General features: G+C 64.7%; 12 protein-coding genes. 6 read left to right on the top strand and 6 right to left on the bottom strand.

Going from position 1 to position 19,496, the window contains the following annotated elements; all coding sequences use genetic code 11:
- Positions 1-153: 153 nt before the first annotated feature.
- Positions 154-2,943: a TonB-dependent receptor gene (locus E5554_RS21835; protein ID WP_010338929.1), complete on the top strand. Its 2,790-nt coding sequence runs from the start codon at positions 154-156 to the stop codon at positions 2,941-2,943.
- Positions 2,944-3,111: 168 nt separating this feature from the next.
- Here E5554_RS21835 and E5554_RS21830 read toward each other — a convergent pair whose 3' ends face one another.
- Positions 3,112-3,510 carry a DUF559 domain-containing protein gene (locus E5554_RS21830; protein WP_136188069.1) on the bottom strand — a complete coding sequence of 133 codons (399 nt, stop codon included), beginning with the start codon at positions 3,508-3,510 and terminating at the stop codon, positions 3,112-3,114.
- A gap of 76 nt (positions 3,511-3,586) precedes the next feature.
- Positions 3,587-4,609 carry a LacI family DNA-binding transcriptional regulator gene (locus E5554_RS21825; RefSeq protein WP_136188068.1) on the bottom strand — a complete coding sequence of 341 codons (1,023 nt, stop codon included), beginning with the start codon at positions 4,607-4,609 and terminating at the stop codon, positions 3,587-3,589.
- Between the two features lie 158 nt (positions 4,610-4,767).
- Here E5554_RS21825 and E5554_RS21820 point away from each other — a divergent pair, with 158 nt between their 5' ends.
- The 4 genes from E5554_RS21820 to E5554_RS21805 all read left to right on the top strand — a co-directional run bounded on the left by E5554_RS21820 (position 4,768) and on the right by E5554_RS21805 (position 12,143).
- Complete coding sequence (locus tag E5554_RS21820; RefSeq protein WP_136188067.1) at positions 4,768-6,591, top strand: alpha-amylase family glycosyl hydrolase; 1,824 nt, start codon at positions 4,768-4,770, stop codon at positions 6,589-6,591.
- Complete coding sequence (locus tag E5554_RS21815; RefSeq protein WP_136188066.1) at positions 6,588-8,195, top strand: alpha-glucosidase; 1,608 nt, start codon at positions 6,588-6,590, stop codon at positions 8,193-8,195. The genes E5554_RS21820 and E5554_RS21815 overlap by 4 nt, the downstream gene beginning before the upstream one ends.
- A gap of 104 nt (positions 8,196-8,299) precedes the next feature.
- On the top strand, positions 8,300-10,357 hold the full coding sequence (locus E5554_RS21810; RefSeq protein ID WP_136188065.1) for a glycoside hydrolase family 97 protein: 2,058 nt from the start codon (positions 8,300-8,302) through the stop codon (positions 10,355-10,357).
- 280 nt (positions 10,358-10,637) lie between these two features.
- On the top strand, positions 10,638-12,143 hold the full coding sequence (locus E5554_RS21805) for an MFS transporter (RefSeq protein WP_136188445.1): 1,506 nt from the start codon (positions 10,638-10,640) through the stop codon (positions 12,141-12,143).
- Between the two features lie 25 nt (positions 12,144-12,168).
- Here the strand turns inward: E5554_RS21805 and E5554_RS21800 are convergent, their stop codons facing one another.
- The gene (locus E5554_RS21800; protein ID WP_136188064.1) at positions 12,169-13,221 is read right to left on the bottom strand and encodes a Glu/Leu/Phe/Val dehydrogenase dimerization domain-containing protein; all 1,053 of its coding nucleotides are present in this window, start codon (positions 13,219-13,221) and stop codon (positions 12,169-12,171) included.
- Between the two features lie 124 nt (positions 13,222-13,345).
- Here E5554_RS21800 and E5554_RS21795 point away from each other — a divergent pair, with 124 nt between their 5' ends.
- The gene (locus tag E5554_RS21795; protein ID WP_004208390.1) at positions 13,346-13,807 is read left to right on the top strand and encodes an Lrp/AsnC family transcriptional regulator; all 462 of its coding nucleotides are present in this window, start codon (positions 13,346-13,348) and stop codon (positions 13,805-13,807) included.
- A 39-nt stretch (positions 13,808-13,846) separates the two neighbouring features.
- Here E5554_RS21795 and E5554_RS21790 read toward each other — a convergent pair whose 3' ends face one another.
- From E5554_RS21790 to E5554_RS21780, 3 genes are all read right to left on the bottom strand, one after another.
- Complete coding sequence (locus E5554_RS21790; protein WP_136188063.1) at positions 13,847-15,523, bottom strand: M28 family metallopeptidase; 1,677 nt, start codon at positions 15,521-15,523, stop codon at positions 13,847-13,849.
- A 151-nt stretch (positions 15,524-15,674) separates the two neighbouring features.
- The gene (locus E5554_RS21785; protein ID WP_136188062.1) at positions 15,675-17,138 is read right to left on the bottom strand and encodes a GH1 family beta-glucosidase; all 1,464 of its coding nucleotides are present in this window, start codon (positions 17,136-17,138) and stop codon (positions 15,675-15,677) included.
- Between the two features lie 13 nt (positions 17,139-17,151).
- Complete coding sequence (locus E5554_RS21780) at positions 17,152-19,488, bottom strand: glycoside hydrolase family 31 protein (RefSeq protein WP_136188061.1); 2,337 nt, start codon at positions 19,486-19,488, stop codon at positions 17,152-17,154.
- Positions 19,489-19,496 lie beyond the last annotated feature (8 nt).

The raw sequence follows: 19,496 nt of genomic DNA, 5'->3' as shown, positions 1-19,496 counted from the left end.
GGCCATTTCCGCTACGGTAACCGGCCATGTCGTGAATATGGCTGAATACGTATGCTGGAATCTGTGCAGAGGGACGGGCGCGGCGCTATTTGAACCAGACCGACACATGTCGGCAAGAAACGCTCAAGATGCGTCCTGGGGAGGATCACTGCCATGCATCAATTCCGTCATACCGTCCTGCGCGCTGCGCTGCTGGCAGGGGCTTCCTTCTCGTTCGCCGCGGTCGCCCATGCGCAGACCGACGCCGAAACCGCGACGCCCGCCGCACCCGCCGCCGGCGAATCCGAAGGCATCGTCGTCACCGGCATCCGCGCCTCGCTCGCCTCCGCCGCCAAGGTGAAGCGCGATTCCGTGCTGATCGTCGATTCCATCTCGGCCGAAGATGTCGGCAAGCTGCCCGACGTGTCGATCGCGGACTCGCTCGCCCGTCTGCCCGGCGTCACCGCCCAGCGCCTCGAAGGCCGCGACCAGCGCCTGTCGATCCGCGGCCTTGGCCCGGACTTCTCGACCACCCTGCTCAACGGCCGCGAACAGGTCACCGTCGGCGACAATCGCGGCGTCGAATATGACCAGTATCCCTCGGAATTCTTCCAGAACGTCAATGTCTACAAGAGCGCCGACGCCGCGCTGATCGCCGCCGGCATCTCCGGCACGGTCGACCTGCGCATGCTGCGTCCGCTCGACAAGAATGACCGCATCCTCGCCGTGTCGCTGCGCGGCCAGATGAATGGCATGGACAAGCTCAATCCCGATGGCGAACGCTATGGCTATCGCGCCTCGGCCACCTATGTCGATCAGTTCGCCGACGACACGCTGGGCCTGTCGCTGGGCTTCGCCGCCTCGCAGACGCCGTCGCAGAATGAACGCTTCAACGCCTGGGGCTATCCCACCGATGCCGACGGCAATCTGATCATCGGCGGCGCCAAGCCCTATGTGCAGTCGAACCTGCTCAAGCGCTATGGCATGGTCGGTACGCTGGAATGGCAGCCGAGCGATAATTTCCACTCGACCTTCGATGTCCTCGCCTCGCATTTCGAGGAAGAACAGCGCCTGCGCGGCATCGAATTCCCGCTCGTCTGGGGCACGGACGTCGGCGTCAGCGACGTGACCGTCGAAAATGGCTTCGTCACCGGCGCCACCTTCTCCAACGTCTATGGCGTCCAGCGCAACGACTATAACAAGCGCAAGGCCGACACCATTTCGCTCGGCTGGAACAACGACATCCGCCTGAACGATCGGCTCAAGCTCAATGTCGATGCCAGCTGGTCGCGCGCCAAGCGCACCGACTTCCTGCTCGAAACCTATTCGGGCACCGGCTATCTGCGGTCGGGCGTGTCCGACACGGTGCGCGTCGAGCGCCAGTCGAACGGCCTGTTCAGCATCGTGCCGACGCTCGACTATACCGACACCAACGTCATCAGCCTGACCGACCCCAATGGCTGGGGCTATAACGGCACCACCGCCGTCGTGCAGGCGGGCTTCCTCAACCGGCCCAAGTTCATCGATGACATGAAATCGTTCCGCGCCAACCTGGTCGGCGACATTTCGGGCAGCATCTTCAGCAACTGGGAAGTCGGCGGCAATTACAGCCGGCGCAAGAAGACCAGCGCCTATACCAGCTATTTCCTCTGCCCCACCGGCGGCACGGATTGCACCATCGCCAATGGCACGCCCGGCTCGGCGCCGGTGCCGCAGGAGGCACTGCTCGGCAAGAATGTCTCGCTCGACTATCTGGGCGTGCCGGCGATGCTGACGCTCGACCCGCTCTATCTCTACAACAACACGCTCGACGCCGTGTTCGACAATCGTCCCTCGTCGCTGGTGCGCGACAATGTCGTGAAGGAAGATGTCTTCACCGGCTATGCCAAGATGACGCTGGACGGCGATCTGGGCGGCAAGCCGCTCAAGGGTGCGATCGGCGTGCAGGTGATCCACACTCGCCAGGCGTCGACCGGCACCATTTCCAACTTCTCCAACGGCGTCGTCACCGTGGTCCCGGCCTCGGGCAAGGAAAGCTTCACCAATTTCCTGCCCAGCGCGCAATTCTCGGTCGAGCTGGAACCCGGCTTCTTCGTGAAGATGGGCGCGGCCCAGACCATGGTGCGTCCGCGCATGGACCAGGAGCGGATCAACCAGGAATATAATTTCAACCTGGCCAATGTCGGCCTTGGCTCCGACCCGCAATATAGCCCGTTCAGCTCGAACGGCGGCAACATCGCGCTGCGTCCCTATCAGTCGACCAATATCGACCTGTCGATCGAGAAATATTTTCCGGGCGGCGGCTATGTCTCGCTCGCGGGCTATTTCAAGAATCTGACCGACTTCGTCGATCCCAACAACAATATCGCCTATGATTTCTCGGACGTGCTGGCCTCGCTGCCTGCCGACATCCGCAACCAGATCATCGCCGACGGCAGCTATATCGGCCTGCTGAAGGCCCCGGCCAACACCGGCAAGGGCACGATCATGGGTGCGGAAGGCACCGTCTCGCTGCCGTTCAAGGTGTTCAGCGAAACACTCGATGGCTTCGGCATCTTCGCCAGCGGTTCCTACACCCACAGCGAAGTCAAATATGGCAGCAACCCGACCGATGTCGTCACCCTGCCGGGCCTGTCCAAATGGGTCGCCAGCGGCACCGCTTATTATGAAAAGAGCGGTTTCCAGGCGCGCGTCTCCTATCGCTATCGCTCGTCCTTCCTGGGCGAAGTCGCCGGCCTGTCGGCCGCGCCGACCTTCCGCACCGCCAAGGCAGAGGGCATTCTCGACGCGCAGATCGGCTATGAATTCCAGTCGGGGCCGCTCACCGGCCTGTCGATCCTGCTGCAGGGCAAGAACCTCACCGACCAGCCCTTCGTCACCTATCAGAATGGCGATAAGCGCCAGGTCATCGACTATCAGCGCTACGGCCGCGATTATTATCTGGGCCTGACCTACAAGTTCTGATCGGCCTGCGGCTGACCGGGCAAGTTCTGACCGGCCTTCGCGCCGGTCGGGCAAGTCCTGAAATTCCTCCCCGGATTGCCCGACTGCACGCGGGCAATCCCCCTCCCCGGACCGCCGCCCCTTAGAGGGGAGGGCGGTCCGTTTTTCTTTGGGGGAGAGGGAGTGGGCTCAGCCGCTCTTCTTCCTCCCCTCCCTTCCAGGGAGGGGTTGGGGGTGGGTACCGCCGAGGCACTCGGCGGCCCTGTTCAAGATAGCCTCCACCACACCATCCGGATTCTCGATCACGTCGCCATTCCAGAAGCGCAACACCGTCCAGCCCTGTTCCCTTAGAAACAGGGAGCGACGTTCGTCATAGGCCTGCGCATCCAGATGCTGGCTCCCGTCGAACTCGATCGCCAGTTTCGCCGAACGGCATGCCAGATCGACAATATAGGGGTCGATGACCAATTGCCTCGTGAAGCGCGGGCGATAGCGGGATATGCGCAACCAGATCATCCGCTCCGCATCGGTCTGGCCGTTGCGCAGCGCGCGGGCATTGGCCGTCAAATGTTCAGGAACGCGGCGCATGAGGCCAAGCTAGCAAGGCTCGCTCCGCTCGCTTACCCACCCCCAACCCCTCCCTGAGAGGGAGGGGAGGGAAGTTCTAAGCTGTCATTCGCGTGATCAGTCGGGGCGCCAGCAGCGTCGCTGTCACCGGCTTGCGGTCGATCTGGCCTATCAGCGCGTCGACCAGCACCTCGCCTGCGCGCAGATAGTCCTGCGCCACGGTGGTCAACGGCTGCCGCGTCAGGCTGGCGGCGGGGATGTCGTCGAAGCCGATCAGGGCGACGTCGCCGGGCACCGACAGCCCATGTTCGTCCAGCGCGCGCATCGCCCCGATCGCGATCAGGTCGGACCCGGCAAAGATCGCGTCGAACTTCACGCCGCGCGCGATCAGGCGGCTCGCTGCCTCATAACCCGACTGCTCGGTCGACAGCGCATCGACATGCAGGCCGGGGTCGACCGCATGCCCCGCCTCGCGCAGCACGTCGGACAGGCCGGCATAACGGTCGCGAAACTCGGGATAATGGCTCGATGCGTCGCCCAGAAAGGCGATCCGGCTGCATCCGCGCGCGATCAGATGGGCGCCCGCGTCCCGCCCGCCGCGCCGGTTGTCGCAGCCGATCGTCATCCCCAGCGCATGCTGGTCGACCGATCCCCAGCGCACGAAATGCGTGCCCTGCGCCACCAGCTGCTCCAGCCGGGTGCGATAGATTTCATAGTCGCCATAGCCCAGCAGGATGATGCCGTCGGCCTTGCGGCTATCCTCATAATCGACATGCCAGTCGGTCGACAGCTGCTGGAAACTGGTCAGCAGGTCATAGCCGCGCTTGGCGCAGGTCTGCAGGATCGGCCCCAGCATCGACAGGAAGAAGGGGTTGATCCAGCTTTCGTCGGGCAGCAGATCCTCGAAGAACAAAAGGGCCAGCGTATTGCTCTTGCCCCGCCGCAGCGACGAGGCATTCTTGTCCACCGTATAGTTGAGCTGCCGGGCGATCGCCTCGACCCGCAGCCGCGTCGCCTCGCTCACCGTCTTGTCGCCGCGCAGCGCGCGCGACACGGTCGGCTGGGACACGCCGGCCAGCGTGGCGATGTCGAAGGATGTCACTTTGTCGTTGGCGGCCATGGCGCGACCCTACGACAGCGAGTCTCCATTGGGAATAGAAGGGTTTGAAACCGGTCTGAATACGTATGCCGCTCCCTTGGCCCGCCCTGTCCCCGCCGACTAAGAAGGGGCCAAGCCGCGGCAATCGGGCACAAGCGGCAATGGGAGGGATGAAGGCCATGCGCGGACGAACGGCAATGCTGCTGGCTGCGCTCTGCGCGCTTCCCGCTCCGGCCATGGCACAGGATGACGGCTTTCGCGCCCGCCTGCCCGAAGATGAAGTCATCTATTTCGTCCTGCCCGACCGGTTCGACAATGCCGACCCCGCCAATGACAAGGGGGGCCTCAAGGGCGACCGGCTCCAGACCGGCTATGATCCCGCGTCCAAGGGCTTCTACCATGGCGGCGATATCCAGGGGCTAATCCGCCGGCTCGACTATATTCAGGGGCTGGGCGCCACCGCCATCTGGGTCGGCCCGATCTTCCGCAACAAGCCGGTGCAGGGCCCCAAGGGGCAGGAAAGCGCCGGCTATCACGGCTACTGGATCACCGATTTCGAACATGTCGATCCGCATTTCGGCACCGATGCGGATTTCGCCGCGCTGGTGCAGGCCGCCCATGGCCGGGGGATGAAAGTCTATATGGACATCATCGCCAACCATACGGCCGACGTGATCCAATATCGCGAATGCGCCGACCAGCCCTGTCCCTATCGCTCGCGCGCCGACTATCCCTATCAGCGGCGCGGCGGCGTGGCCGGCCCGGCGATCAATCCGGGCTTTGCCGGCGACGCCGATCATAGCGCCGCCAATTTCGGCAAGCTCACCGACCCCGCCTATGCCTATACCCCCTTCGTGCCGAAGGGCGAGCAGGCGGTGAAGAACCCGGCCTGGCTCAACGATGTGCGCTATTATCATAATCGCGGCGAGACGACCTATTCGGGCGAGAGCGCGACCATGGGCGATTTTGCCGGGCTCGACGATCTGATGACCGAACATCCGCGCGTGATTGCCGGCATGATCGACATTTTCGGCGGCTGGATCGACCGCTTCGGCATTGACGGTTTCCGCATCGACACCGCCCGCCATGTCGACCCGCATTTCTGGCAGCAGTTCGTTCCCGCCATGCAGGCACGGGCGAAAGCGCGCGGCATCCCCAATTTCCATGTCTTCGGCGAAGTCTATGTCGAGACGGTCGATGCCGGCCCGCTCGCCTGGCACACCCGCGAAGGCGGCTTCCCCGCCGTGCTCGACTTCGCCTTCCGCCAGGCCGCGCTGGAAACCGTCGCGGGCAAGGCGGCGACCGCCACCTGGGAACGCATGCTGACCGGCGACGCCCTCTATCAGGGTGGCGCGGCCACCGCGCGCCAGTTGCCGACCTTCGTCAGCAATCATGACGCCGGCCGTTTCGCCACCTTCGTCCGCCGCGCCTTCCCGCAGGCCGGCGAGGACGAGGTGCTGCGCCGGGTGATGCTCGCCAACGCCATGCTGCTGACCCTGCGCGGCGTGCCGACCATCTATTATGGCGATGAACAGGGTTTCGTCGGCGACGGCGGCGATCAGGACGCGCGCGAGGATATGTTCGGCAGCCAGGTGGCGAGCTATAACGACAATCGCCTGCTCGGCAGCGATGCGACCACCGCCACACCGCGCTTCGATCCCACCCATCCGCTCTATCGCGAGATCGCGGCGCTCGCCCGCCTGCGCACCGGCCATGCCGCGTTGCGCCGGGGCAGCGAGACGATCCGCGCGCGCGGCGACGAGCCGGGCCTGTTTGCCGTCTCCCGCTTCGATCCCGATACGGGCGTGGAATATCTCATCGCCTTAAACACATCGACCGCGCCGATCAGGGCGCAGGTCCAGGTGGATACCGCCTCCACCGCCTTCGACACCCTTGCCGGCGCGGCTTGTGCCCCGCGCGCATCCGCGCCCGGCAGCCTCGCCCTCGACCTTCCTCCCCTTGGCTACAGCGTCTGCGCTGTACGGAGCGCTAATCCGCAATGACCGACGCACTGACTCCCTGGTGGCGCGGCGCCACCATCTACCAGATCTATCCGCGCAGCTTCGCCGACTCCAATGGCGACGGCATCGGCGATCTGGCCGGCATCACCGCCCATCTTCCCTATGTCGCCTCGCTCGGCGTCGACGCCATCTGGCTCTCGCCCTTCTTCAAGAGCCCGATGCGCGACTTCGGCTATGACGTGTCGGATTATTGCGATGTCGATCCGATCTTCGGCACGCTCGCCGATTTCGACGCGCTGATCGCCCGCGCCCATGACCTCGGCCTGCGCATCATCGTCGATCAGGTCTGGGCCCACACCTCCGACGAACATCCCTGGTTCATCGAAAGCCGCTCCAGCCGCCAGAACGACCATGCCGACTGGTATGTCTGGGCCGATGCCAAGCCCGACGGCACGCCGCCCAACAACTGGCAGTCGGTGTTCGGCGGCCCGGCCTGGACCTGGGACGCGCGGCGCGGCCAATATTATATGCACAATTTCCTGAAGGAGCAGCCGCAGATCAACCTGCACAATGGAAAGGTGCAGGCGGCTGTGCTGGATATTGTCCGCTTCTGGCTCGACCGCGGCGTCGACGGCTTCCGCATCGATGCGATCAACCATTCGATGCCCGACCCGCAACTGCGCGACAATCCGCCCGCACCGGAGGATGGTCGCATCCGCACGCGCCCCTATGATTTCCAGATCAAGCGCTACAGCCAGAGCCACCCGGACATTCCGCTGTTCCTGGAAAAGGTGCGTTCGGTGTTCGACGAATATCCCGATCGCTTTACCGTCGCCGAAGTCGGCGGGGATGACAGCGATGCGGAGATGAAGGCCTTCACCCAGGGCGATCATCGCCTCAACACCGCCTATGGCTTCGACTTCCTCTACGCCCCCAGGCTGACCGCCCCGTTCCTGAAGGCCGCGCTGTCGCGCTGGCCGGCGGAGCAGGGCATCGGCTGGCCGAGCTGGGCGTTCGAAAATCATGACGCGCCGCGCGCCGTTTCGCGCTGGGCCGGCGATATCGACGCCCATGCCTATTGCCGGATGAAGATGCTGCTGCTGGCCTGCCTGCGCGGCAATATCTTCCTTTATTATGGCGAGGAACTGGGCCTGCCGCAGGTCGATATCGCGTTCGAGGATCTGCAGGATCCCGAGGCGATCGCCAACTGGCCGCTGACCCTGTCGCGCGACGGCGCCCGCACGCCCATGCCCTGGACCGGCGCGGCCCCCTGGCTCGGTTTCTCCGACGCCAAGCCCTGGCTGCCGGTAGGGGAGGCCCATCGCCCGCTCGCCGTCGACGCGCAGGAAGCCGATCCCGCCTCGCTGCTCCACTGGACGCGCCAGGTGCTGGCCCTGCGCAATGCCACCCCGGCGCTGCGCAGCGGCACGATCACCTTTCTCGACACGCCGGACGATCTGCTCGCCTTTGAACGGACGCAGGACGGGCAGCAGCGCCTCTGCGTCTTCAACCTCGGCACCGGCCCCGTCGCCTGGCGCCCGGCCGATGCGGACTGCTGGCAGGTCGAACTGTCGACCGGCCGCATCGCCGACTGGAATTTCGCCCCCGCATCCGGCCTCGTCGCCGCCTTTGACCATTCAGAATGACATTCTCCCTCGTCATTGCGAGCGTAGCGAAGCAATCCAAATGGACTGCCCATGGATTGCTTCGCTGCGCTCGCAATGACGCGCCGAAAGACAAGGATTTTTCCATGAAGCGACTGACCGCGCTCGCTCTCCCGCTCATTGCCCTGGCGCTCGCGCCCACCGCCGCGCGCGCCGATGTGGTGGCCAGGGCCGCCTCGCCCGACGGCCATATCACCCTCACCATCAGCCTCGATGGCGAGGGGCGCCCGAGCTATGCCGTGCAGCGCAATGGCAAGCCGCTGATCGCCGACAGTCGCTTGGGCTTCATGTTCACCGACGCACCCAAGATCGAGCGCAACCTGACGCTGGCCGATGCCAAGCAGGCCAGTAGCGACACGAGCTGGACCCAGCCTTGGGGCGAATGGACCACGATCCGCGATCATCATAATGAGCTGAAGCTGGTGTTTCGCGAGAAGGGCGATCTCCAGCGCGAGATTGACGTGACCTTCCGCCTGTTCGATGACGGCGTCGCTTTCCGCTATACCTTGCCTGACCAGGCCAATCTCCATCACGCCAATATTGCCGAGGAACTGACCCAGTTCGCCTTTGCTGAAGGCGGCACTGCCTGGTGGAAGCCCGCCTATGAATGGAACCGCGAGGAATATCTCTACAACCGCACCTCGCTCGACGCGGTCGGCACCGCCCAGACGGTGATGACGGTGAAGCTGGCCGACGGCACCCATGTCGCGCTGCATGAAGCCGCGCTGGTCGATTATGCGGGCATGAATCTCGCCCGTGCCGAGGGCAACACTTTCCGCGCCGATCTGACGCCGGGGGCGGGCGCGCCCAAGGTATCGCGCGATGCCGGCTTCTCCACCCCCTGGCGCACCATCGCCGTCGCCGACGATGCCGCCGGCCTCTACATGAACCACATGATCCTGAACTTGAACGAGCCCAACAAGCTTGGCGACGTTTCAAGCTGGATCAAGCCGGGCAAGTTCGTCGGCGTCTGGTGGAACATGATCAAGGGCGAATGGACCTGGGCGCGCGGCCCCAAACATGGCGCCACCACCGCCAATGTCCGCCGCTATATCGATTTCGCCGCCGCCAGCGGCATCCCCGCCGTGCTGGTCGAGGGCTGGAATGTCGGCTGGGACGGCAACTGGTTCGGCAACGGCAATGACATGAACTTCTCGCAGCCGACCGAGGATTTCGATGCCGACGGCCTTGCCGCCTATGCCAAGTCCAAGGGCGTCACCCTGATCGGTCATCATGAAACCGGCGGTTCGGCCAGCCATTATGACGGCCAGCTCGACAGTGCCTTCAAATGGGCGGCCGACCATGGCGAGCAGGTGGTGAAGACCGGCTATGTCACCGATGCCGGCCAGATCGAGCGGGTGGACGCCGATGGCGCGAAGCATCGCGAATGGCATGAAGGCCAGTGGATGGTGAACCATTATCTGCGCGTCGTGCAGACCGCCGCCAAATATCATGTCAGTATCGACAGCCATGAACCGGTCAAGGATACCGGCCTGCGCCGCACCTATCCCAACTGGGTCGCGCGCGAAGGCGGCCGGGGCATGGAATATAATGCCTGGGTCGGCGGCAAGAACCCCCCCGAGCATGAGGCGAACCTGGTCTTCACCCAGTTGCTGGGCGGTCCCATGGACTTCACCCCTGGCGTGCTCAGCCTTTCGGGTTCGGAAGGCAGCACGATCCACTCGACCATCGCCAAGCAGCTCGCCCTCTATGTCGTCCTCTATTCGCCGGTGGTGATGGCGGCCGACACGCCGGAAAATTACGCCAGATATCCGGGTCCCTTCCAGTTCATCAAGGATGTGCCGACCGACTGGTCCGACACCCGCGCCTTGAATGGCGAGGTCGGCGACTATGTCACCATCGCGCGCAAGGCGAAGGGCAGCGACGACTGGTATCTGGGCGCAGTCGGCGATGAACAGGCGCGCTCCAGCAAGGTGACGCTCGACTTCCTCGATGCCGGCCGCAGCTACACCGCCGAGATCTACCGCGACGGTCCCGGCGCCGACTATCGCACCGAAGCGCGCCACGCGATCGTGATCGAAAAGAAGCCGGTGAAGAAGGGCGATGTCCTCGCCATCGACCTGGCACCGGGCGGCGGCCAGGCAATCCGCTTCGTCGCCAGCGGCGGCAAGCGCAAGCGGTGAAGGCTGACGCCTGTTCTGTTCCTACCGTCATCCCGGACTTGATCCGGGATCCATTCAGCGCTCGCGCGCAGGCGTCGCGCCGAATGGATCCTGACTTTCGTCAGGATGACGCAGGACTGAAGGGGGCGATCAACAGCCCCGGCTGTCCTATTCCGCCTGTGCTTGATAGGCTGCGTGACCGCATGAAGGCAGACTTTCCGATAGGATCAGGCGTTCGCAACTTAATGTCAAAATGTGCGGGAAATGTGCGAAGTTAAGGCGAAGGATGGGGATGGCCGGAATGAATGAGATGGGGCTGGAACCGGGCGCGACGACGTCCGACAGTCGGCCGCGCCAGGGCTTCTGGGGGCTGTGGAATATCAGCTTCGGTTTCTTCGGCATCCAGATCGGCTTCGCGCTGCAGAACGCCAACATGTCGCGCATCTTCCAGTCGCTGGGGGAAAATCTCGACAATCTCGCCTTGCTGTGGATCGCTGCGCCGCTGACCGGCCTGCTGGTCCAGCCGGTGATCGGCCATTATAGCGATCGCACCTGGTGCCGCCTCGGCCGGCGTCGGCCCTATTTCTTTGCCGGTGCGCTGTTTGCGGCGCTTGCGCTTTTCGGCATGCCCAATGCGCCCGGCCTGATGGCCGCCGCGCTGATGCTCTGGATTCTCGACGCCTCGCTCAATGTCTCGATGGAGCCGTTCCGCGCCTTTGTCGGCGACATGCTGGCGAAGGAACAGCATATGGCCGGCTATGCGATCCAGACCGCCTTCATCGGCACCGGCGCGGTGATCGGCTCCTCCACCCCCTGGCTGCTCGACCAGATGGGCGTCTCCAATGTCGCGCCCGCCGGCATGATCCCCGACACGGTGCGCGTCAGCTTCTATATCGGCGGCGCCGCGCTGTTCCTCGCCGTGCTCTGGACCGTGCTCACCACCCGCGAATATTCGCCCGAGCAGATGGCCCGCTTTGCCCAGGCCAGCGAAGCGGCAAGCCGGGAGAAGGCGCCGCCGGTCCCCGCGGGTGGTCCGCTCTGGATCGTCGCAGGCCTCGCCATCATCGCCGCCGTCTGGGGCTGGGCGCTGGAAAAGGAGCTGTATTTGCTGGGCGGGCTCCTTGCCGCCTATGGCATCGCCCGCATCGTCGCGCGCACCCTCCATGCGCAGGGCCGGACCGACAATCTGCTCAGCCATGTGGTCGGCAATTTCGCGACCATGCCGGCGATGATGAAGAAGCTGGCACTGGTCCAGTTCTTCACCTGGTCAGCGCTCTTCATCATGTGGATCTATACCACGCCAGTGGTCGCCCAATATGTCTTCGGATCGGCCGATCCGACCAGCGCCGCCTATAATGAAGGGGGCAATTGGGTCGGCATCCTGTTCGCCACCTATAATGGCGTCGCCGCCTTCGCCGCGCCCTTCCTGCTCCAGCCGCTTGCCCGCCGCATCGGCCAGGCCCGGACCCATGCGCTGGCGCTGACGCTCGGCGCGCTCGGCTTCCTGTCCTTCCTGGTCCTGCGCGATGCACAGGCGCTGCTATTGTCGGAAGTGGCGATCGGCATCGCCTGGGCCTCAACCCTCGCCATGCCCTATGCGATGCTCGCCTCCAGCGTGCCGCAGACCAAGCTCGGCATCTATATGGGGCTGTTCAACGCCTTCGTCGTCATCCCGCAATTGCTGGTGGCGACGGTGATGGGCACGATCATGCGCCATTTCTTCCCGACCGAACCGATCTGGACCATGGCCTTTGCCGGCGCCGTCATGCTGCTGGCGGCGCTCGCCACCCTGCGCTGCCGGGACTGACCGACAGCGCAGAGGGCGCTTGGAATTACGCCGCCTGGCGTTCGGCCTCGCCGATGATGGCTTCGGCCATTTCGTCGGCGACCAGCGCGGGGGAGCGCTCCTCGCGCTTGGCCTGGTCCAGTATCTGGGCGACCCGGCCGCCGATCTGGTCGACGCGGGCGGCGACGCTGGCGCGGTCTTCGCCCAGATATTCGGCCGACACGCTGATGATGCCGCCGGCATTGGCGACATAGTCGGGCACATAGACGATGCCGCGCGTCCGCAGCAGCTCCGCCACATCGGGCGTCGCCAGCTGGTTGTTGGCCGCGCCGCAGACCAGGCGCGCCTGCATCGCCACCACGCTCTGCGGATCGAGCGCGCCGCCCAGGGCGCAGGGGGCAAAGATGTCCGCCTCGACCGCGGCGATGTCGGCCACGTCCACCACATTCGCGTTCAGCACGGCGGCCAGCGTGTTGCGGCGGCGCGGATCGATGTCGGCGATCACCAGTCGGGCGCCGGCATCGGCCAGGCGACGGCACAGCGCCGCGCCGACATTGCCGGTGCCCTGCACAGCAACGGTCAGGTCGGACAGTTCGGCACCCAGCGACTGGCGGGCGGCCGCCTGCATCGCCTCGAACACGCCCAGCGCGGTCCAGGGCGACGGATCGCCGCCGGCCGCGCCCTCGGCGACATCCAGGCCCGCAACATGACGGGTCTGGCTGGCCACCGCCTGCATGTCGGCGACGCTGGTGCCGACATCCTCGGCCGTGACATAGGTGCCGCCCAGTTCCTCGACCGCGCGGCCGAACGCCTGGAATAGCGCGACCCGGTCGAACTCGCCTTCGGGCCGGCGCAGCACCGCCTTGGCGCCGCCGAAGGGCAGGCCGGCCATGGCATTCTTGTAGCTCATGCCCTCGGTCAGGCGGCAGGCATCGTCCAGCGCCGCGCCGATGTCTGCATAATGCCAGAAGCGGCAGCCGCCGGCGCCCGGCCCGATCGCGGTGCTGTGGATGGCAATCACGCCGTCCAGCCCGCTGGCGGGATCAAGCAGCCGCACCGACTGCATCGGCGGGTTCAGGCGGGCAGGACGGGAAACCATATTCTTCTCCTCGGGATGATGCCGCCTTATCGCCGGTCGCCAGAGAAGAATCTTGCCTGATTTGAAGCCCGATATCGCCAATATGAGGATGAATTATCCTGCCATCGGCGATATGTAGGAAAATATGATCGAACTCGACCATTTCGAGCGGAAGATTCTCCGCGAATTGCAGCGCGATGCCAGCCAGACCACGGCGGAGATCGCGGACAAGGTCGGGCTGACCCCGTCACCCTGTTGGCGCCGCATCGACCGGCTGGAAAAGGAAGGGCTGATCCGCAAGCGGGTGGCCTTACTCGACCGGCGCAAGGTCGGCCTCAATGCCCAGGTCTTCGCCCAGGTAAAGCTCAACGCCCATGGCCGCGCCAATCTGGACGAATTCAGCGCCGCGATCGGCGGCTTTCCCGAAGTGCTGGAGGCGTTCGTGCTACTCGGCACGATGGATTTCATGCTGCGCATCGTGGCCAAGGATATCGAGGCCTATGAACGCTTCTTCTTCGAACGGTTGAGCAAGCTGCCCGGCGTCCAGGAAATCAACTCGACCGTCGCCCTGTCGGAAATCAAGTCGACCCACGAACTGCCGATATGACATGGCGGCCGGTAGGCACCGGCCGCCACGCCTCACATCTTACTTGCGCTGTGCCTGGCTGGCGTCGCGGGCCGCGCGGAATTCGCTGTCGCTCGACCAGTTGGGCCAGTCATGGCCGTCAGCGACGCGGCGACCGACATTGTAGAGCAGGGTCATGTCGCCCTCCCAGCTGCTGGTGTTCCAGCTGTCGTCATACTGGTCGGCCGGCTGGTGATAGCGATCGCGGGTATAGATATCGCCCAGTTCCTTGCCGCGCGCCGCGCCGCCATTCACCAGTTCGCGGCCCGGATTGAACGAGATGGCAGGCACGCCGCGCTTGGCCATCGGGAAATGGTCGGAGCGGTAGAAGCTGCCAGCTTCGGGGCGCGCGTCCGGCGTATAATGGCGGCCCAGCTTCTCGCCCTCCTGCGTCAGCAGGGTCAGCAGGTCCAGCTTCGCCGCGCCGGAGATGGAGAAATTGACCGTCTTCTCGGCGGCGAAGGGGCCGTCCATGTTGATGACGCCGGCCGTGGTCGCCAGCGGGCGCAGCGGATTGTCGGCATAATATTCCGACCCCAGCAGGCCCTTCTCCTCGGCCGTCACTGCCAGGAACAGCACGCTGCGCTCGGGCTTGGGGCCCTTGGCATAGGCGCGGGCCAGTTCCAGCAGGGCGGCGGTGCCCGACGCATTGTCGCGCGCGCCATTATAGATGGTGTCGCCCTTCGCGTCCGGCGCGCCGATGCCCAGATGGTCCCAGTGCGCGGAATAGATGACGGTCTCGTCGGGATATTTGCTGCCCGGCAGGATGCCCACGACATTGTGCGAGGTGATGATTTCCGACTTCACCGCATAGTCGGCGCTCATCGTTGCCTTGAGCGTTATGGGCTTGAAGTCCTTCTTGCGTGCGGCCGCCTTGGCCGCCTCGAAATCGACGCCCGATGCGGCCAGCAGCTTGGCGGCCAGATCCTTCTGGATCCAGCCTTCCATCTGGGTGTGGGCGCTCTTGGGATCGGCACGGACGATGTCGAACATGGTGTTGGTGTTGCTGTTCTTGACCGTCGCCCAGCCATAGGAGGCCGGCTCGCTTTCATGCACCACCAGCACGCCGGCTGCGCCCTGGCGCGCGGCTTCTTCATACTTGTAGGTCCAGCGGCCATAATAGGTCATCAGCTTGCCGCCGAAATCGCCTTCGCCCCCCTCGAAATCGGGGTCGTTGACCAGCACGACCATGATCTTGCCTTTAAGGTCCACGCCCTTGAAATCGTCCCAGCCGCGCTCGGGCGCCTTCACGCCATAGCCGACGAAGACCAGCGGCAGGTTGGCGAACTTGACAGCCGACTGGCCGGTCTCGGCCGCGCGCACGGCGATTTCCGTGCCCTGGGTCAGCGGCTGGGCCGCGCCGCCCACGGTCATCGACAGGCTGGGCGTGCCGGTGATATTCGACATGCGCAGCGGCACGTCCTGGAACCATGTGCCCTTGTCGCCCGCGGGCTTCAGCCCGGCCGCCGCCATCTGCTTGGCGATATAGTCGATCGTCTTGGTCTCGGCGCGGGTCGCCGGGCCACGGCCTTCAAATTCGTCGCTGGCCAGAATCTTGATGTCGTTGACGATGCGCGCGACGTCGAATTGCGGCGCGGTCGTGGCCGCCACGGCCAGGGCGGAAGCGGACAGCAGCCCGGCACAGGCCAGCGTCCGCCAGGCGGCGCGGGAGGCACGGGACAGCGGCGACATCGTCATGGGTAACTCCTTATCTCTCTTGGATATTGCGCGGCGCGAGTCAGCGGCCGGCAATGCGAGGGGATAATGCCCATGCGACGCCATATGTCGATATGGCGTGGAATTTTAGGTCGCCGCCGCCATCCGCAAGGGGATGGCGGCGGCGCTCTTGTCACACCAGCTTGTTGGTGCGGACCAGTTCGCGATACCAGTCGGCGCTGAGCTTGGGCGTGCGCTTCTGGGTCTTGAAGTCGACATGGTGGATGCCGAACAGCTTGGTATAGCCATCCTCCCACTCGAAATTGTCCATCAGGCTCCAGACGAAATAGCCCTTCACCGGAATGCCTTCGCGGGTCGCGCGCTGCAGGTGGGTGAGGTAATTGCGCAGATACATGACGCGGTCGGTGTCATAGACCTTGCCGTCTTCGGCCACCTTGTCGTCGGCCGAGCAGCCGTTTTCCGAGATGTAGAGGCCCTTGGGCTTCCAGTTTTCGCTGATGGCGCGCATCCCCCAATAGATGACCTCCGGCGTGACATAGAGCCAGGGGGAGGGCATGCGCGGCGCCTGACCCGGATGGGGCAGGATCTTGTAGCCCGACGGTGCGGTCTCGTCGGCGCGAACGGTGTTGCCGGTATAGACATTGACCGACAGGAAATCGAGCGGCGCGCCGATCAGCTTCATGTCGCCTTCCTTGACCACGGGCGCGTCCTTGCCCTGCGCGGTCAGATAGCTGTCGATATAGCGGCCTTCCATGATCGCGGTCAGGAACATGGCGTTCTCTTCGCGCACGGCCTTCTTCACCGCCTCGATATGCTCGGGCGTCTCGATCGCGGGGACATAGATGTTGGGATTGTCGGCAATGCCGACCTGCGTGCCCGACTTGGTCGCGGCGCGGATCGCCTGTACGCCCAGGCCATGGGCCAGCACGCCATGGTGGCGCACCTGGTTCACCTCCTTCATCGGCAGCTTCAGGCCCGGCGCCTTGCCGCCGGTCATGTAGCTGAGGTCCGTGAAGCAGCGCAGCTCGTTGAGCGTCATGAAGTGATTGACGCGGTCGCCCAGCTTGCCGGCGGTATAGCCGGCATAGTCGGCGAAGGCGTAGCTGGTGTCGCGATTCTGCCAGCCGCCCGGCAGGGCATGGGGCAGATCCCAGTGGAACATGGTGACATGCGGGGTGATCCCCGCCGCCAGCAGCCCGTCGACCAGACGGTTATAATAGTCCAGCCCCTTGGCATTGGGCTTGCCCCGGCCATTGGGGAAGATGCGCGACCAGGCGATCGAGAAGCGATAGGCCTTGACGCCCAGCGCCTTCAGCAGGGCGATATCGTCCTGATAGCGGTTATAGCTGTCGCAGGCGATGTCGCCGGTGTCGCCATTGGCGACCTTGCCGGGCGTGTGGGAAAACACGTCCCAGTTGGTTTGGCCACGACCATCGGCGTTCACGGCGCCCTCGATCTGATAGGATGCGGTGGCGCAGCCCCACAGGAAGTCGGCGGGGAAGGCGAGGCTGCCCTGCGGCGCGCCGGCGGCCGCGGCTGCGGCCTGCGCGTTCGCACCGGTGCTGCCGGCCAGGCCCGCGCCCAGCGCGGCGGCACCCAGGCCCAGGCCCAGTTCGCGGCGATTGATACCCGTCATCTTCTTTGTCTCCTTATTGACCGACGATCTGCACCAGGCCGCTGATGGCCTGGCCGGTGGGCAGCTTCGTCTTGCTCGTCAGCGTCTTTGCCTTGTCGTCCCAGACCAGCTCGGCCTTCATGCCGCCCTTGCGATAGGCATTGGTCGTGCCGTCATCGTCATAAAGGGTGAAGCGCGCATCGGCACCCGGATAAACCCGGATGCTTTCCAAGGCCTGCTTCTCGGCCGTGCTCTTCACCTGCACGCCCATCGGCACGATAGAACCGGCCTTCACGAACAGCGGCATGCGGTTGATCGGCGCATCCACCTCGATCGTCTGGCCGCCCTCATATTTCTGGTTGGTCCAATAATCATACCAGGCGGTGCCGGCGGGCAGATAGACCGACCGCTTGGTCTGGCCCTGCTTGGTCACCGGGGCGACCAGGAAGGCGGGGCCGAACATATATTGGTCGCCGATGTCCGACACCTTGGGATCGTTCGGGAAGTCCATGAACAGGCCGCGCATGAACGGCGCGCCGGTGTCATAGGTGTGGCGGCCCAGCGCATAGATATAGGGGATCAGCGTGTAGCGCAGGCGCAGCCAGTCGGCCAGGATCGGCTCGGCCGCCTTGCCATAGGTCCACAATTCCGTGTCCGGGCGCTGGCCATGGATGCGCAGCGTCGGCGTGAACACGCTATACTGGAACCAGCGCACGAACAGTTCGGGATAATCGGTATAGTCCGCACCCGCCGCCGTCATGCCGGCCGGATCGAGCAGCACCGGATGCTGCGCCTTGGGACCGCTCGGCCACTGCCAGCCGCCAATATCGCTGCCCCAATAGGCCAGGCCCGACGCGGTGAAGTTGAGGCCGGCGGGCACCTGCCGGTCGAGCGCTTCCCAGGTCGACTTGATGTCCGACGACCAGAACAGGCCGCCATTGCGCTGCGAGCCCAGATAGGCGGCGCGCGCCAGGATCATGTTGCGGAAATTGGGGCGGTCGCGCTCGGAGCCTTCGGCCACGCCCGACGTATGCACCAGCGGGAACAGGTTATGATAGCGGTCGCCCGAACCGATCGAGTAGAAATAGCCGTCCGGCACCAGATCCGGCTCGGTCTCGTCCAGCCAGAACCAGTCGAAGCCCTGGCTCGCGATATTGTCGCGCAGCTTGCCCCAGAACCATTCCCGCGCTTGCGGGTTGGTGCTGTCGATCAGCGCGCCGGCCCGGTCGGACCGCATCGGCAGGCCGTCGACCGGATTGCCGTCCTTGTCCTTCAGGAACCAGCCCTTGGACTTGAGGAACTCGAAATAGCGGCCTTCGCGCTCGAACCGCGGCCACACGCTGATGATCGACCGCATGCCCATGGCGTTGAGCTGGTCGTTCATCCCCTTGGGGTCAGGATAATAGGTGCGGTCGATGTCGAGCTGGCCCATGCGGGTCCAGTAGAACCAGTCCAGCACCATGATATCGAGCGGCAGATTGCGCTGGCGATAGCCATTGGCGACGTCGAGCAATTCCTTCTGGCTCTCGTAGCGCGCCTTGCTCTGGATCAGGCCGAAACCGGCCTTGGGCGGCAGCGGCGTCGCGCCGGTCAGCTTGGCATAGCCGGCATAGAGGTCATCGGTGGTCTTGCCGGTGATGACGAAGAAGGACACGCGTTCGCCGACCTGGCTCTGGAAACGGGTCGAATTGTGCAGGCCCGGCCACACCAAAGTGCGCGCCGGATTGTCCCAGACGATGCCATAGCCCTTGTTGGTGACCAGGAAGGGGACGCAGACGGTCTCGCCGGCCGGCGCGTCATAGCTGTGCGAACAGTCGATCTGCTTGCCGCGCAGATCCATATAGCCTTCCTGGTTCTGGCCCAGGCCGTAATAATGCTCGTCCAGCGGCGCGTCGAAGCTGGCGCCGACCTTGAAGGTCTTCTCGCCATTGACGGTCACGGGCGCCATTTCCCAGCCGGTCATCTTGGTCAGGACGGTGCCGCTGGCATCCTTCACCGACAGGCTGACCGGCGGCAGGGCCGGGGCGAAATAGCGCTGCATCTGGGTCGGCGCGCCGGGCCAGGGCTGGGCATCGATCGTCAGCGAAAGCGCCGAGGAGGTGAAGATGTCGCCGGTCGCGTCGCTGCTATGGGTCCAGCCGCTGGCATCGGCCTTGGCATTGGGGCCTTCGCCCGGTGCCGCCTGCGCCAGGTCCGGGTCCATCGCGATGGTGACGCGCACGATATTGGGGGCATAGGGTTCGATCGCGACCCGGCTGCCATTGCGATCCAGCAGCGCCATCGGCGCGGCCAGCGCCGGTGCGGCGATGGCGATGCAGGATGCACCCAATGCGATCCCCGCCAGTCTTGCCTTGAAGCCCTTTGCGATCATCCCAGTCA

It is taken from the genome of Sphingobium sp. PAMC28499 (assembly GCF_004795815.1).
GTDB classification, from domain to species: domain Bacteria; phylum Pseudomonadota; class Alphaproteobacteria; order Sphingomonadales; family Sphingomonadaceae; genus Sphingobium; species Sphingobium yanoikuyae.
The sequence above is the reverse complement of the archived record's forward strand: the minus strand, read 5'-3'. Positions and strand labels throughout refer to the sequence as shown.